The sequence below is a fragment of the Halogeometricum sp. S3BR5-2 genome, from assembly GCF_031624635.1.
Classification (GTDB): Archaea; Halobacteriota; Halobacteria; order Halobacteriales; family Haloferacaceae; genus Halogeometricum; species Halogeometricum luteum.
The window spans coordinates 367935-380796 of record NZ_JAMQOQ010000002.1 but is presented as its reverse complement, the minus strand read 5'-3'; the positions used below and the strand labels follow the sequence as shown (position 1 = coordinate 380796).

At 69.9% G+C, this 12862-nt stretch carries 12 protein-coding genes; 5 read left to right on the top strand and 7 right to left on the bottom strand.

What is annotated here, in order from left to right:
* Positions 1 to 40 precede the first annotated feature (40 nt).
* From NDI79_RS08375 to NDI79_RS08365, 3 genes are all read right to left on the bottom strand, one after another.
* Complete coding sequence (locus NDI79_RS08375; RefSeq protein ID WP_310928022.1) at positions 41 to 505, bottom strand: MnhB domain-containing protein; 465 nt, start codon at positions 503 to 505, stop codon at positions 41 to 43.
* Positions 502 to 2895 carry a hydrogen gas-evolving membrane-bound hydrogenase subunit E gene (gene mbhE, locus NDI79_RS08370; RefSeq protein ID WP_310928021.1) on the bottom strand — a complete coding sequence of 798 codons (2394 nt, stop codon included), beginning with the start codon at positions 2893 to 2895 and terminating at the stop codon, positions 502 to 504. Before mbhE ends, NDI79_RS08375 begins: the two co-directional genes overlap by 4 nt.
* Before the next feature lie 228 nt (positions 2896 to 3123).
* On the bottom strand, positions 3124 to 3900 hold the full coding sequence (locus NDI79_RS08365; protein WP_310928020.1) for an NAD(P)H-hydrate dehydratase: 777 nt from the start codon (positions 3898 to 3900) through the stop codon (positions 3124 to 3126).
* Positions 3901 to 4057: 157 nt separating this feature from the next.
* Here NDI79_RS08365 and NDI79_RS08360 point away from each other — a divergent pair, with 157 nt between their 5' ends.
* On the top strand, positions 4058 to 4300 hold the full coding sequence (locus NDI79_RS08360; protein ID WP_310928019.1) for a hypothetical protein: 243 nt from the start codon (positions 4058 to 4060) through the stop codon (positions 4298 to 4300).
* A 34-nt stretch (positions 4301 to 4334) separates the two neighbouring features.
* Here NDI79_RS08360 and NDI79_RS08355 read toward each other — a convergent pair whose 3' ends face one another.
* Entirely contained in the window at positions 4335 to 5591 is a 1257-nt protein-coding gene (locus NDI79_RS08355) for a carboxylate--amine ligase (RefSeq protein WP_310928018.1), read from the bottom strand.
* Between the two features lie 126 nt (positions 5592 to 5717).
* Positions 5718 to 6803, bottom strand: coding sequence for a GNAT family N-acetyltransferase (locus NDI79_RS08350; protein ID WP_310928017.1), 1086 nt, complete (start codon positions 6801 to 6803; stop codon positions 5718 to 5720).
* A 209-nt stretch (positions 6804 to 7012) separates the two neighbouring features.
* On the opposite strand from NDI79_RS08350, the gene NDI79_RS08345 reads away from it, so the two are divergent.
* The 3 genes from NDI79_RS08345 to NDI79_RS08335 all read left to right on the top strand — a co-directional run bounded on the left by NDI79_RS08345 (position 7013) and on the right by NDI79_RS08335 (position 10552).
* Positions 7013 to 8752 (top strand): alkaline phosphatase D family protein, encoded by a 1740-nt coding sequence (locus NDI79_RS08345; protein WP_310928016.1) that lies wholly within the window; start codon positions 7013 to 7015, stop codon positions 8750 to 8752.
* A gap of 146 nt (positions 8753 to 8898) precedes the next feature.
* Positions 8899 to 9555: a hypothetical protein gene (locus tag NDI79_RS08340; protein ID WP_310928015.1), complete on the top strand. Its 657-nt coding sequence runs from the start codon at positions 8899 to 8901 to the stop codon at positions 9553 to 9555.
* A gap of 154 nt (positions 9556 to 9709) precedes the next feature.
* Positions 9710 to 10552: an ion transporter gene (locus NDI79_RS08335; RefSeq protein ID WP_310928014.1), complete on the top strand. Its 843-nt coding sequence runs from the start codon at positions 9710 to 9712 to the stop codon at positions 10550 to 10552.
* A gap of 24 nt (positions 10553 to 10576) precedes the next feature.
* Here NDI79_RS08335 and NDI79_RS08330 read toward each other — a convergent pair whose 3' ends face one another.
* On the bottom strand, positions 10577 to 10753 hold the full coding sequence (locus tag NDI79_RS08330; protein WP_310928013.1) for a hypothetical protein: 177 nt from the start codon (positions 10751 to 10753) through the stop codon (positions 10577 to 10579).
* A 106-nt stretch (positions 10754 to 10859) separates the two neighbouring features.
* Between NDI79_RS08330 and NDI79_RS08325 the strand changes: the two genes are divergently transcribed.
* The gene (locus NDI79_RS08325; protein ID WP_310928012.1) at positions 10860 to 11225 is read left to right on the top strand and encodes a DCC1-like thiol-disulfide oxidoreductase family protein; all 366 of its coding nucleotides are present in this window, start codon (positions 10860 to 10862) and stop codon (positions 11223 to 11225) included.
* Positions 11226 to 11252: 27 nt separating this feature from the next.
* On the opposite strand, the gene NDI79_RS08320 is transcribed toward NDI79_RS08325, so the two are convergent.
* Positions 11253 to 12746: a lipase maturation factor family protein gene (locus NDI79_RS08320; protein ID WP_310928011.1), complete on the bottom strand. Its 1494-nt coding sequence runs from the start codon at positions 12744 to 12746 to the stop codon at positions 11253 to 11255.
* Positions 12747 to 12862: the final 116 nt, after the last annotated feature.

Genomic DNA, 12862 nt, shown 5'->3' with positions numbered 1-12862 from the left:
CCTCCGCGTCGGACGCGGACGGGCGCCTCGTTCGTTCGAATCATTCGGCGCTCACCACCGAGACGACAGTCAGGATGCTGCCGACGACGACGAGGTACACACCCAGGTCGAACACGAGTGCGCTGGCGAGTTCGATGTCGTGATAGATGGGAACGCCGCCGAGGTGGACGTACGTCTGCGTCAGGAACGGGTCGCCGACGACGATGCCGGCGACGCCGCTCCCGAGGACGACCACCAGACCCAGGATCAGCGCGCGGCGGTAGGCGGTGACCATGCGGTGGTCGTACACGCTGGCTCCGGGGTCGACCTCTCTGTCGAGCACCTCCGACTCCAGATAGTCGAGGTCGTAGGCGACGTAGATGAGCACGAACGCCGTCGTGGTGAGGACGCCGCCGATGAACCCCCCGCCGGGGAGGTTGTGGCCCTGGAGGAACAGCCAAATCGAGAGGACGAGCACGATGGGGACGGTCACGCGGGCCGTCGTCTGCATGATCCTCGTCGTCACGACGAATCGTCCCCCTCGAAGACCGGGTCGGCGTCGCGGTCGGCCACGGACTCCCCGCGCGCTCGCATCATCACGAGCACGAGGATGGCGATGGCTGCGGTCGCGACCACCAGCAGTTCGCCCAGCGTGTCGAACGCCCGAAAGTCCACGAGAATGACGTTGACGATGTTCGCGCCGCCGCCGCCCGGCACCGCCTGCTCCGCGTAGTACGTGGCGAGGTCCGTCGGGTCGGCGCCGGGATCGGGCGCGGTCAGCAGGACGGACGCGAACGCCATCGCGCCCACCAGAATCGACACGCCCGCGTCGCGGGCGAGCACGAACCGGCGGACGTCCGAGTAGAAGGACGGCAACCGCTGGAGGACGAGCAGGAAGATCAGGAGTACGAGCGTCTCGACCACCAGTTGCGTGAGCGCGAGGTCCGGCGCGCTCGCGAGGATGAAGAAGATCGATATCATGAATCCGAGGATGGACAGGGTGAGAACGCCGGCGAGGTGGGAGGGGGCGGCGGGAACCGCCAGGGCGGCGAGGAGGGCCGTCGCCAACACGACGGCGACCGCCGTCGGCACGCCGAGCCCGTCGATTCCGAGCGGCGCCCCGGTCGTGGCGAAGCCGGCCAGCGCGAGCAGACTCCCGGTCGCCGCCGCCCACGTCAGGTACGTCCGGAGGACGCCGTTGTGGACGAGCGGACCGAACCGGGCGCTCGTCGCCTCCGCCGTCGAGACGGCCCAGTCGTACCAGCCGCGCGGACGCACTGGGACCGGCGCGTCGACGGCCCGTTCGATGACCGACCCGAGACGCCCCGCGAAGGGGTACGCGGCGGCCCCGCCGAGGATGGCGACGCCGGACATCGCGACCGGGGGCGTGAGGTGGGTCGGCAGTCCGATCTGCAGGTCCGCCTCGCCGACCGCGGTGGCGTCGATGGCCGCCTGGACGATGACGTCGACCGCCAGTTGCGGCGAGACGCTGACGACGGCCGCCGCGGCGGCCAGCACGGCGGGCGGCGCCACCAGCGCGACCGGGGGACGGTGGACCTCGGCCTTCGGCGCCCGGCGCTCGCCGACGAACATCGCGAGGAACTTCAGCGAGTAGACGACGGTGAACACGCTCGCGAGCGTCGCCACCGCCGGGTACAGCCAGGCGAGACCCCCGGCCTCGTGAGCCACTTCGTACGCCGCCTCGAACAGCAGCTCCTTCGAGTAGAACCCGTTGAACGGGGGGATACCCGCCATGCTCAGCGCGGCGATGCCGGCGACGACGGCCGTCACCGGGAGGTCCCGCCGGAGCCCCCCGAGGTCGTCGAGGTCGCGGCTGCCGGCCTCGTGGGCGACGATGCCCGCGACGAGGAACAGCGGCGCCTTGAACAGCGCGTGGTTGAGCAGGTGGAAGGCGCCGGCCTCGGCGCCGTAGACGACGTCGAAGCCGAAGCCCGCGACCATCAGCCCGAGGTGACTCGCCGTCGAGTAGGCGAGAAGCTCCTTGATGTCGGTCGACGTCACCGCCAGCAGCGCCCCGACCAGCATCGTCAGGAGCCCCAGCGTCGCGACGAGCAGCACCCACTCGGGGCTCATCAGCAGGGGGCGCAGGCGGCCGACGAAGTAGACGCCCACCTTCACCATCGTCGCGGAGTGCAGGAAGGCGGAGACGGGCGTCGGGGCGACCATGGCGTTCGGGAGCCAGAAGTGCAGCGGCACCTGCGCGGACTTGGCGGCCGCGGCGACGACGACGAGCGCGAGCGCCGGCGCGAACAGCCCTGACTCGCGCAGGGCGGCGCGCATCGCCTCCCCGTTCGCGAGCATCGCGGTCAGGTCGAAGGTCACGCCGCCGAGGGCGCCCCGCGCCGCCACCGAGAGCATGAGCAGGCCGGCGAGCAGACACAGGCCGCCGCCGACGGTCACGAGCATGGCCATCCGCGCCGAGTAGCGCGACTCGGCGTCGGCGGAGTGGTGGCCGATGAGCAGGAACGAACAGACGCTGGTCAGCTCCCAGAACAGGAATATCAACACGAGGTCGGAGGCGAGCGCGACGCCGAGTATCGAACCCATGAACGCCAGCAGGGCCGCGTAGTAGCGCGCTAGACCCTCCTCGCCGTGCATGTATCGCGCCGAGTAGACGAACACGAGGACGCCGATACCGCTGGCCAGGAGCGCGAACAGCAGCCCCCAGCCGTCGACGGTGAACTGGATGCCCACGTCGAGGGCGGGAATCCACGGTACTCCGACGGTGCCGTAGCTGTCGGCCTGCGTCAGCAGAAGCCCGAAGCTCGCCGCCGCGACGAGGGCTCCCGCGTAGCCGGTCCGTTCACCGAGAACGCGGTGGAGGAGCGGTGAGAGGACCGCGGCGACGAAGGGAAGCGTGACGATAGCCGTAACGACTGTGAGGTTCGGTGCCATCGATGTGCGTCGATATCGGCCGATACTCGAATTACGGCACGCCTCGGTGTCGGCCTCTACGACATCATCGAATCCTGTCGCAAAGTACCTGTTGACCGATTTCGGGCCGCGGAGGCTCGTCACGGGTTACCGTCCCGCAGTCACCGCACCGGGTCGGGCGCGGGGCCGCGTAGGAGAGTCGGCCCACGCCGAGACGCCGCGGCGGAGGCCGTTCGCGGCCGCCGGCGCTCACTGCACCGTGTCGGGAATCTTCTCGATGATGTCCGTCGTGACGATGCCGTTCCCGCGTTCGACCGTCGCGAGTTCGCCCGCCTTGCCGACGATCCAGGCGCCGAGTTCGGCGGCGTCGCGCCGGTCGAGCCCTTGTACCAACAGCGCGGCGATGACGCCCGCCATCGTGTCGCCGGTGCCGACGACGGTCATCACGGGCGACCCGGCGTCGTTCGTCGTTCGCTCGCCGTCGGAGACGATGACGTCCACGTCGCTCTTGGCGACGGCCACGGCGCCCGTCGCGGAGGTGAACTCCTCCAGGGACTCGTGTTCCTCCTCGATGCGGCTGACCTCGTTGTCGTCGGGGGTGACGACGGCCGACGAGAGGTCCGCGTGCAACAGGGGGTCGATGGCGTCGGCGTCGACGACGACGGGGACGTCCGCCTCGTCGACCGTCCGCCTGACCGCGTCGGCGTCGGCGTCGACGAGACCCGGCCCGACGACGAGCGACTCGACCCAGCCGGCCATCTCGAGGGCGGAGTCGACCGCCTCGTCGTCGTATCGCTCGCCGGGGTAGCGGTCCGCGACGAGGTCCGGCGAGTGACTCGCGACGACCGGATATATCTCCTCGGAGACGAGCGCCTTCGAGACGTCGCTCCCCGCGCGAAGGGCGGCCAGGGCCGTGAGCGACGGCTGTCCGGGGAATCCGACGCTGCCGCCGATGACGCCGACGCGTCCGGAGTCGCCGACCGTTCCCCCGCGCGCGTCCGGGAGCGACTGGAGCAGTTGACTCATGTGCCACCTCTTCGCCGGTCGGCCCTTTACGTACTGGGGCAGATTCGACGGCCGACGCGGCGCAGTCGAGCGGTGCGGTCCGCACGCGGACGGGCGCGAGAGACGACAGCGCACGGGTGCCGGCAGGCCTTAGTGCCGGGCGGTCGACCACCCGACCGTGACAGTAACCTTCACCGGCGACGACGAGGGCAAGGAAGTCGTCGACGCCAGCGGAAACACGCTCGGACTCGTCACGGAGATAGACGGCGACACCGCGCACGTCGACCCCGACCCGAGCCTCGCGGACACCGTCAAGGCCGACATGGGATGGGGCGACGCCGACACCGACGACTACACGGTCGACAACACCGCCGTCGAGACGAAGGGCTCGGAGAAACTCCACCTGCGCGGCAACCTGTAGCGCACCAGCCAAACGGGGACGAGACCGACGGCAGCTAGCGGTACGGGACCGCACTTCTGGCGTCGAAACCCCGGCCGTACTTTTGTCGCAGCGACTTCGTCTCGCCCGCGAACACGTTTCGCATCCCGGCGAGGAACGGGCCTGGGTCGTCCAGCGCGAAGTAGTCGAACCGGGGTTCGCGGAGGACGGACCGGACGATGTCCGCGGCCGTGCCGAGCGCCGACGGACGCTCGACGTACGGCGACGACTCGGTCAGCACGCTCGCGAGGTAGCCAACCTCGCCGCGGAGCATGTGCGTGCCGACGCCGAGGCGGTAACTGTTCTCGATGAGGTCGGGTCGACCCGTCGCCGCCAGCCAGTAGTAGTACGGGAAGTCCGCGCCCGCCTGGACCGTCGAGGGGAGCGACTGCCACATCCGCGGGTTGATTTCGGTGAGGACGTACTCGCCGGTGTCGGCGTCGCGCATGTACTCAATGCACGCGAGACCGTGCCACTCGAGGTGGTCGAGGAGCGTCCGCCCGACGCGTTCGAGTTCCTCGTCGTAGACGGAGCGCCGATAGACGCCGCCGCCGCCGGTGTAGGAGTCCCCGCGTATCTGTCGGTGCTGGAACGTCGCCAAGGGTTCCCCCCGGTCGTACAGCGCGGTGAACATGAACTCGTCGTCGGAGCGGACGTACTCCTGCACGATGGGGTCGTGGTGCATCGTCTCGCGGACGGCCTCGGGGTCCGGCGGACGCCCGTGAACCACGTGTTGGACGCTCTTGACCACGTCCATGTCGTCGGGCCCGAGGTCGTCGAGATACGCGTCCGCGAGGACGTTGTACCGCGACTTTATCAGCAGGTCCTCGTCCCAGTCGTCCACGTCGGCCAGCGGCCGGGTCTCGGGCACCGGGACGCCGGCCGCCTCGGCAGCCTCGGCCAACAGGAGGCGGTCGTGGACGGTCCGCAACTGCTCCATCGTCGGCACGACCAGGGAGAGGCGCTCCGAGAACGCGTCCGCGAAGCGCGAGAAGACGTAGCAGTCCTCCGGCCGGACCGGAATCGCGGTCACCACGTCGTCGCGGGCGGCGAGTTCGAGCAGCGCGTCCCGGTAGTCGAGCAACCCCTCGCGGGGAGACGGCAGCGACACCGATTCGTCGCAGAATCGAGAGGCCGCGGCGGGCACGCCCGCCTTCTCGGAGGCGATGACGGTTCCCACACCCCGACGGTGGAGCGACCTGAGGCAGGTGTAACTGGACGCCTCGTGGCCGGTCGGAACGAGCGCGCGATTCCGATGAGACGTGTCTCGCATCACTCCTTCGATTGTCGGCGTTCGGAAATTAGTAATCGCTGACACACTTTTCGTAACGCCGGCCTAATCACCGTTTTCGGCCCGCCGACGGTCGATTTTCGGGCCGTCGCGCGGGGCGACTCCCGGTCACAGATTCCGCTCGACGTACGTCCGCCGGGCGAGTTTGAACAGCGGCCACGCGAGGCGGTTCTCCCCCCGTTCCCAGCGGAGCACCGGCACCGCCCGCGCGCCGTACTGGCTCTTGAACCGGAACACGGAGTTGTCGAACGCGGACCCGGTCTCGCCGAAACTGTACTCGTCGTAGCCCTCCTCGATGCCCCACTTGATGGCCCGCGCGTGCATGAGTTCGGACGGGTGGGAGTCGTAGCAGTCCCGGTCGGGAACCGCCGACAGCCAGTGGTAGAGCACCGAGCGCTCGGCGTCGAGCAGGTAGACGTACCTGCCGACCGTCTCCCCGTCGACGCGGGCCGTGACCACGCGGACGCGGTCGGCGAGATGCTCCCGGAGCGCTCGGAAGAAGGAGAACGGGAGCACGTTCCCCCCGACGCGCTCGGTGTTCTTCTCGTACATGTCGTACGTCCGGACGAGGTCCTCGCCGAACGGAGCGACGTCCACGTCGTGGTCCTGCTCGTGCGCCCGTCGGACGCCCTTCCGCCGGGATTTGTCCATCCCGGCGAGAATCTCCCCCCACTCCCCGCAGAGGTCGAGGCGGAACGTCGCGACGTTCGAGTTCGCCTCGTACCCGCGGGCCCGGAGGAACTGCCCGTAGCGGATCTGCCCGAGGTCGGCCGTCGAGACGAGGTGGTAGAGCGGTCGGCGCCCGCCCGCCGCCTCCAACGCGTCGAAGATGCGCTCGAGGTTCGCCCGCTCGTCGCCGGCGACGACGGGGCCGCCGTGTCCGGCGCCGCCGGATTCGAGCACCGAGACGCTGAGCGCGGAGACGAGGGCGGCCGCGGCCCCGTTCGGGACCGAGAGCGCCGAGACGAAGTTGGGCATGCAGGCGACCGGGTTGGAGTCCTTGCGCACGACGACGTGCCGGGCCTCGCGGTCGAAGCCGTCCTCAACGGCCGCGAGCCACTCGTACCGGTGGAACAGCGTTCCCCGGTCGGCGTGGGTCACGAGGTTGTTCCACTGGTTCTCGTCGCACTCGCGGATGCTCTCCAAGACGGCCGTCTCGTGTCCGTCCGCGTCGGAAGACTCCCCCGGAGGCATGGTCCGGTCGAGTGGCGGAGCGGTATTCGTTATGCCTCCACTTTCGACGCTCCCCGGGCCGACCGGTCGCAGACGGTCGTTCCCGGCGGGACGGTCGCCGTCACAAGGGGAGCCTTTCTCCGTCGAAATCACACGTTTACCGGACGGTCCCGCCGCATTCGGGGTCCTCGACCGAAACTCCCATCGCCCCCTGCCGAGTGACGGACCCCATGGCCGGCGACTTCCCGCCGACGGCGGGCCGCACCGACGACCACGGAACCCTCCTCTCGGAACTCGACTCCCACGACCTGGCGTTCGACGCGCGCGTCGGCGAGGCGGCCGACGGCGACCCCTTCGCGTTCGACGCCGACGGCGACCCGGACGGGACGTTCCCGCAGTCCGTCGCTAGCGGCGGCCCGACGCCGGCGGGCGTCGTCCTCTGGACGCGCGTCGACCCCGACGCCTACGACCCCGAGGCGCCACTCGCGGTCCGCGTCGCGGCCGACGAGGCGTTCGACGAGGTGGCCTTCGAGGGCGTCGTGAGCGACGAGACGTCGATTCGCGCGCACGACCACACGGTGCGAATCGACCTCGACGGCGAACTCGAACCGGATTCGACGTACTACTACCGCTTCGTCCACCGAGGAGTCTCCTCGCGCGTCGGTCGGTGCCGGACCCTGCCCGCCGCCGACGCCTCGCCCGACTCCGTCCGGTTCGCGGTGCTGGCGTGTCAGGACTACCAGAACGGCTACTACCCCGCCTACCACCGCGTCGCGGAGGCGGACGTGGACTTCCTCGTCCACGTCGGCGACTTCGTCTACGAGTCCAGCGCCGGCGACTTCAAAGGGCTCGGGTCGTACGAGTACGAGGACAGGGACCTCGCGTTCCCGAGCGGACACGACCGCGTGCAGTCGCTGGACGACTACCGCTACCTCTATCGGACGTATCGAAAGGACCGGTTCATGCAGGAGGCGCTGGAGTCGCACACGCTCGTCGTCGGCTGGGACGACCACGAACTCGTCAACGACGTCTACTGGGACCGGCGGACGGGCGCGCCGTCGGGCGACCACCCGCGCGCCGACGACCCCGAGTTCATGACCGAGTTGGTGGCCGACGCGATGCACGCGTGGTGGGAGTACCTGCCCGCGCGGGTGTCCTACGACCCCGAGGGCGAGTCGCTGCAGGAGCGCTTTCGGCTGTGGCGTTCCTTCGAGTTCGGCGACTTGGTCACGCTGGCGATGACCGACGAGCGACTCTACCGCGACCCGCCGCGGGAGGCCATCCCCACGCCCGACAACGTCGGCCCGCAGTACGAACCGCCGGGGCGGACGATGCTGGGCGAAGAACAGCGGGAGTGGCTGATAGACGCCGTCACCGGGTCGGCGTCGACGTGGACCGTCTGGGCCGACGAGGTGCTCACGGTACCGTTCCGTCTGGGTTCGGGACCGCTCTCCGTGTTCCCGGTACAGGGCGGGTGGGACGGCTACACGCGCGAGCGACAGCGAATCACGGAGGCCATCGGCGCGGCCGACGTCGACAACTTCGTGACGCTCACCGGCGACATGCACTGCTACGTCGCCGCCTACCAGCAGACCTCCTACCCCGGACGCGTCTCCGGCGGCGAGGGCGTCGCGCAGGGCGAGCGCATCGGCGTGGAGTTCATGACGCCCGCGATAACGTCGGTGAACGTCGCCGAAGCGCTTCACCTCACCCGCGGCCTGCGCGGCCGCCTCACCGAACCGCTGCTCACGACGCTCATCACGGCGATGAACCCCCACATCGAGTTCTTCGACAGCCACCACTGGGGCTACTCCGTCGTCGAGTTCACGCCGGAGGACTGCACGTACGTCGGCTACGCCGTCGACAAGACGGAGAACTCCCCGGACGCCGACCGGCACGTCGTCGCCGCCTACCGCGTCCCCGAGGGGGAGGTCGAACTGACGGACGTGACCGACGAGTTCGCGGCGTGACCGGGGCGAGCGACGGCCGCGGCCGCGGACTCGCGGTCGTCGGCCGACACTCCTCGACGCGGAATGTTCACGCGCGGCGCAAGACGGTATTTATCCCGTCATGACGCCATTAGCTGTCGATTCTACGTCCGTAGAGTCGATACACGATGACCGCTGTTCAGACTTACACCACGCCCGCCACCTCGCGCGCCCCGTCCGTCGGGACGGTGACGCTCGCCGGCGGCCTCACCCTCTCGGCCGCGTTAGCGCTCAACTTCGCCATGCCCTCGTTCGGCCTCGACGCCGGATGGGACGACCCGACGGCGTTCGCCTACTACCTGAGCAACGCGCCGTTGCTCGTCGGGTGGGGCCTGCTGTTCGTCGCGACGGCCCTCGCGCTCCGCGAGTGGCGCGCGCACGGACTCCTCTGGCGCGTCGGCGCCGCGTGGACGGCCGTCGGCTTCGGCGCCGTCACCGCCGGGTTCGTCGGCGTCGTCTTCGCGTCGCTCCTCGGCGGAATGCCCGCCTCCGACCTCGCGAACATGGTCGCCGGTATGAGCATGATGCTCGGCGTCGGCCCCGGGTCGCTCCTGTTGGGCGCCGCCGTCGCCCGCGAGTCGGCCGACGCGACGACCCGGTACGCGGGCGCGTTCCTCGCCCTCGCCGCGGCAACGTTCGTCGGGTTCTTCCTGACCCGCGGCGTCGCCCCCGAATCGGTCGCGTTGACCGCGTTCCTCGCGCTCCCCGTCGCGTGGGCCGTCTACGGCTACGCGCGCCGGTCGACCGAGCGGACGGTCGACACCGTCGCCGCGCCCGCGGCGTGATTCGGTCTCGGTAATCGAAACCGGACCGACGAGCGCCCCGTTCGCGCGCTCGAATACCCGTTTCGTCCGTCACTTTTACACTCCGCCGCGGTTCCGCCCCCCGGAGCGACCGTCACCTGAAAAACCCATCTACCGTGGGTTCCAACGCCCCACGATGACCGACCACGCGGCGCGGGCGCCGGAGGGTCACCGAGAGCGGGTGCGCTTCTACCTCCTCGACCACCGGACGCCGACGGGCAAGGCCATCGACGTCGCGCTGTTGGCGCTGAACACGGTGTTCGTCGGCGTCTTCGTCGCGCAGACGTACGCCCTCTCGGCGGCGGCCCGGTCGCTGCTCTGGGACGCGGAGGTCGTCATCGCGGCCGTGTTCCTCGTCGAGTACGTGCTCAGACTGTACGGCGCCCGCGACCGCTTCGGAGAGTTCACCGATCCGTACGCGGCGGTCGACCTGCTGTCGATACTCCCCACGCTGGCGGTTCTCCTCCTCCCCATCCCGGCCATCGTCACGGTCACCGGCTTTCTCCGGGCCGTTCGCATCGTCCGCGTGCTGCGGTTCTACCGGTTCACGCAGGACGAGGAGTTCTTCTTCGGCACCGTCTCCGTCCAGTCGCTCCGAGTGACGAAACTGCTCCTGACCGTCCTGGTCCTGTTCTTCGTCTCGGCGGGACTGTTCTACGGCGTCGAGGTCCGGACGAACCCGGATATCGGGAACTTCGGCGACGCGTTCTACTACGTCGTCGTCGCCCTCACGACCGTCGGCTTCGGCGACATCACCCCGGTCACGCGGGCGGGACGGTGGGTCACCGTCGCGGCCGTCCTCACCGCCATCATCCTCGTCCCGTGGCAGGCGAGCAAAATCGTCCGCGAGTGGACGCGCAAGGAGACGGTCGACGTCACCTGTCCGGACTGCGGGCTCACCGGCCACGACCCGAACGCCTCCCACTGCAAGGCCTGCGGTCACGTCATCTATCAGGAGTTCGACGGACGGGAGGGGTAGCCCGCCGTCGGAGAGCCGCGCGCGTCAGCGGCCGACGTCGAGTTCGCGCCGGATACCGCCCGCGAGGGCGGCGACGCCGAAGAGGACGAGTCCGGCGCCCGCCGCCCACGCGAGCGACTGGCCCTCCGAGAGCGTGACCGTCCAGAGTCCCGCGACCAGCGCCGCGCCGCCGCCGACGACGTACCGGACGAACCGTTCCATGGGCGCCCGTCGCGCCGGCGACGGGAAGGTCCACCGCTCCGCGGGAGGGGGTCCGTCAGGCGCCGGGAGACACAGAGGTTTCCCTCTGCGGCCCCAACTCCCGCGCGTGACACGACCGACCCTCGTCTACGACGACGACTGCGGTTTCTGCACGTGGTGTGCGGAGTGGCTCGACGACAACGCGGACGTGCGCATCGTCGGCTTCTCCGAACTCGACGACTCGCTCCGCGAGCGACTGCCGCCGTCGTACGAGAACTGCGCGCACCTCCTCGTCGGCGAGGAGCGGTACTCCTGCGGCGCCTCGATAGAGGAGTCGCTGCTCCGGACCGAGTACGGGCGGTTCGCGCGCCCCCTCGTCTCGAAGCTCCGGGAGTACGGCGCCTACCGAAACGCCCGCGAGTGGGCGTACCGCCGCGGCGCGGACAACCGCGACATTCTCGGCAAGTTCCTCTCGAAGCCGACGCGGGCGTAGCGCGGGAGACGCCGGAGCCGACGCGATTCACCGAATCGCCCGCTGTCCCCGGCGCTCGAACTCCCGACCGGAGACGGGGGCGACGTAGGTTCCGAGTCGCTCGCGGCGCCACCACTCGCCCGTCTCGGCGCGCTCCTCGGGCGTCGTGAACCGGTAGCGATAGCGGAGTACCCGCACTCGTTCGGGCGGGTCGCCGTCGAACGGATTCTCCCCCACGAGCGACAGCGTCGCCTCGTCGCCGTCGAGGAGGCCGGCGAGGAACGGCGCGACCCAGCGCTGCCGGGGGCCGGGGCGGGGCCGCATCGCGGCGAACCAGAGCTGCCAGTCCAATCGGAGGTGGTACGGCGCCCACTGCGGCGGTCGCTCGTCCGTCCGGACGGGTTGGCCCGCGAACTCGTAGGCGGTCCAGTCGCCCTCGTCCGGGTCCTCGGCGTTCGTCCCCTCGACGACGAGTTGGTAGCGTTCTCTCGTGACCGAGCCGAACGCGCCGTAGGTGTTGACGAGGCTGAGCGGGTCGAACGACGTGTTCATCGCCTGCGACTCCGAGAGGAGGTTCTTCACCGGTTTGACGCTCAGCGCGAGGACGACGAGGGCGACGAGCCACGCCGCGATTCGGAGGGGGAGCGGCGCGGGCGCGGCCGCGGGCGCCGCGGCGGAGACGCCGGGCAGCAGCGAGACGGCGCCCGTCAGCACGCCGTCTCCGAACGTCGCTATCGCCTGCACCGCCGACAGGGCGTTCAGCCACGAGAAGTTGCCCGAGACCATCAGCCACAGTTGGAAGCAGACGGTGGCGGCGCCGCCTATCGCCGCGTAGGGTTGCGGCGCGAAGAAGAGGAACGGGACGGCGAGTTCGACGACGTGGTTGCCGAGCGCTTCGAGACGGTGGAACCGCTCGGGGAGGTGGTGGACGAACCAGCTTCCGGGGTTCGGCATCGGTTGGGTCTCGTAGTGGTAGTCGAGGCAGGTCAACTCGCGCCAGCAGTCGTCGCCGCGTATCTTGATGAGACCCGCGCCGAACATGTTGCGGAACAGCACCCACTTCAGGAGCCACATCACGACGACGGGCGGACCGCTCGCCCCCGCGCCGAGGAAGACGGCGAGAAAGCCCGTCTCCAACAGCATCGACTCCCAGCCGTAGCCGTAGAACACCCGGCCGGCGTTGACGAAAGAGAGGTACAGCGCCCACATGAGTCCCCACAGCAGCATCGAGGCGGGGACGGCGTACGGGTCGGGGAGCAAGTAGGGAACGCCGAGGAGGGCGAGGAGGGAGAGGGCGACGCCCGTCCACGCCGCCGCGCCGACGACCCGGTCGCTCGGGAACAGGTGAAAGAGGCTCGGACGCTCCCGAAACTCGGCACGTTCGACGTACTCGTCGAGGGGGAGCAGGCCGTCCTCGCCCGCCAGCGCCCGGAACTGCCGCGCCGCGACGAGGAAGGCGAGGAGGTAGACGACGGCCAGCGCTCGCTGGAAGACGAGGCGCACCAGCCAGTAGCTCTCGGTCCACGCGAACGCGTCCGGCACGTCGGGGCGTGCGCGGGGCGGCGGCTAATGGTTGGCGGCGGACGACGGGGGAGCGGTGGGGACCCGGTCCGACTCGACCGGACCCCCGGACCCGACTCGCCGCGGCCCGTCCACTT

What these genes read in the sequence shown, in the direction of transcription:
- mbhE (WP_310928021.1), bottom strand. Translation starts at nt 2,895, where the DNA reads ATGGCACCGAACCTCACAGTCGTTACGGCTATCGTCACGCTTCCCTTC.
- NDI79_RS08365 (WP_310928020.1), bottom strand. Translation starts at nt 3,900, where the DNA reads ATGAGTCAACTGCTCCAGTCGCTCCCGGACGCGCGCGGGGGAACGGTC.
- NDI79_RS08355 (WP_310928018.1), bottom strand. Translation starts at nt 5,591, where the DNA reads ATGCGAGACACGTCTCATCGGAATCGCGCGCTCGTTCCGACCGGCCAC.
- NDI79_RS08350 (WP_310928017.1), bottom strand. Translation starts at nt 6,803, where the DNA reads ATGCCTCCGGGGGAGTCTTCCGACGCGGACGGACACGAGACGGCCGTC.
- NDI79_RS08345 (WP_310928016.1), top strand. Translation starts at nt 7,013, where the DNA reads ATGGCCGGCGACTTCCCGCCGACGGCGGGCCGCACCGACGACCACGGA.
- NDI79_RS08340 (WP_310928015.1), top strand. Translation starts at nt 8,899, where the DNA reads ATGACCGCTGTTCAGACTTACACCACGCCCGCCACCTCGCGCGCCCCG.
- NDI79_RS08335 (WP_310928014.1), top strand. Translation starts at nt 9,710, where the DNA reads ATGACCGACCACGCGGCGCGGGCGCCGGAGGGTCACCGAGAGCGGGTG.
- NDI79_RS08330 (WP_310928013.1), bottom strand. Translation starts at nt 10,753, where the DNA reads ATGGAACGGTTCGTCCGGTACGTCGTCGGCGGCGGCGCGGCGCTGGTC.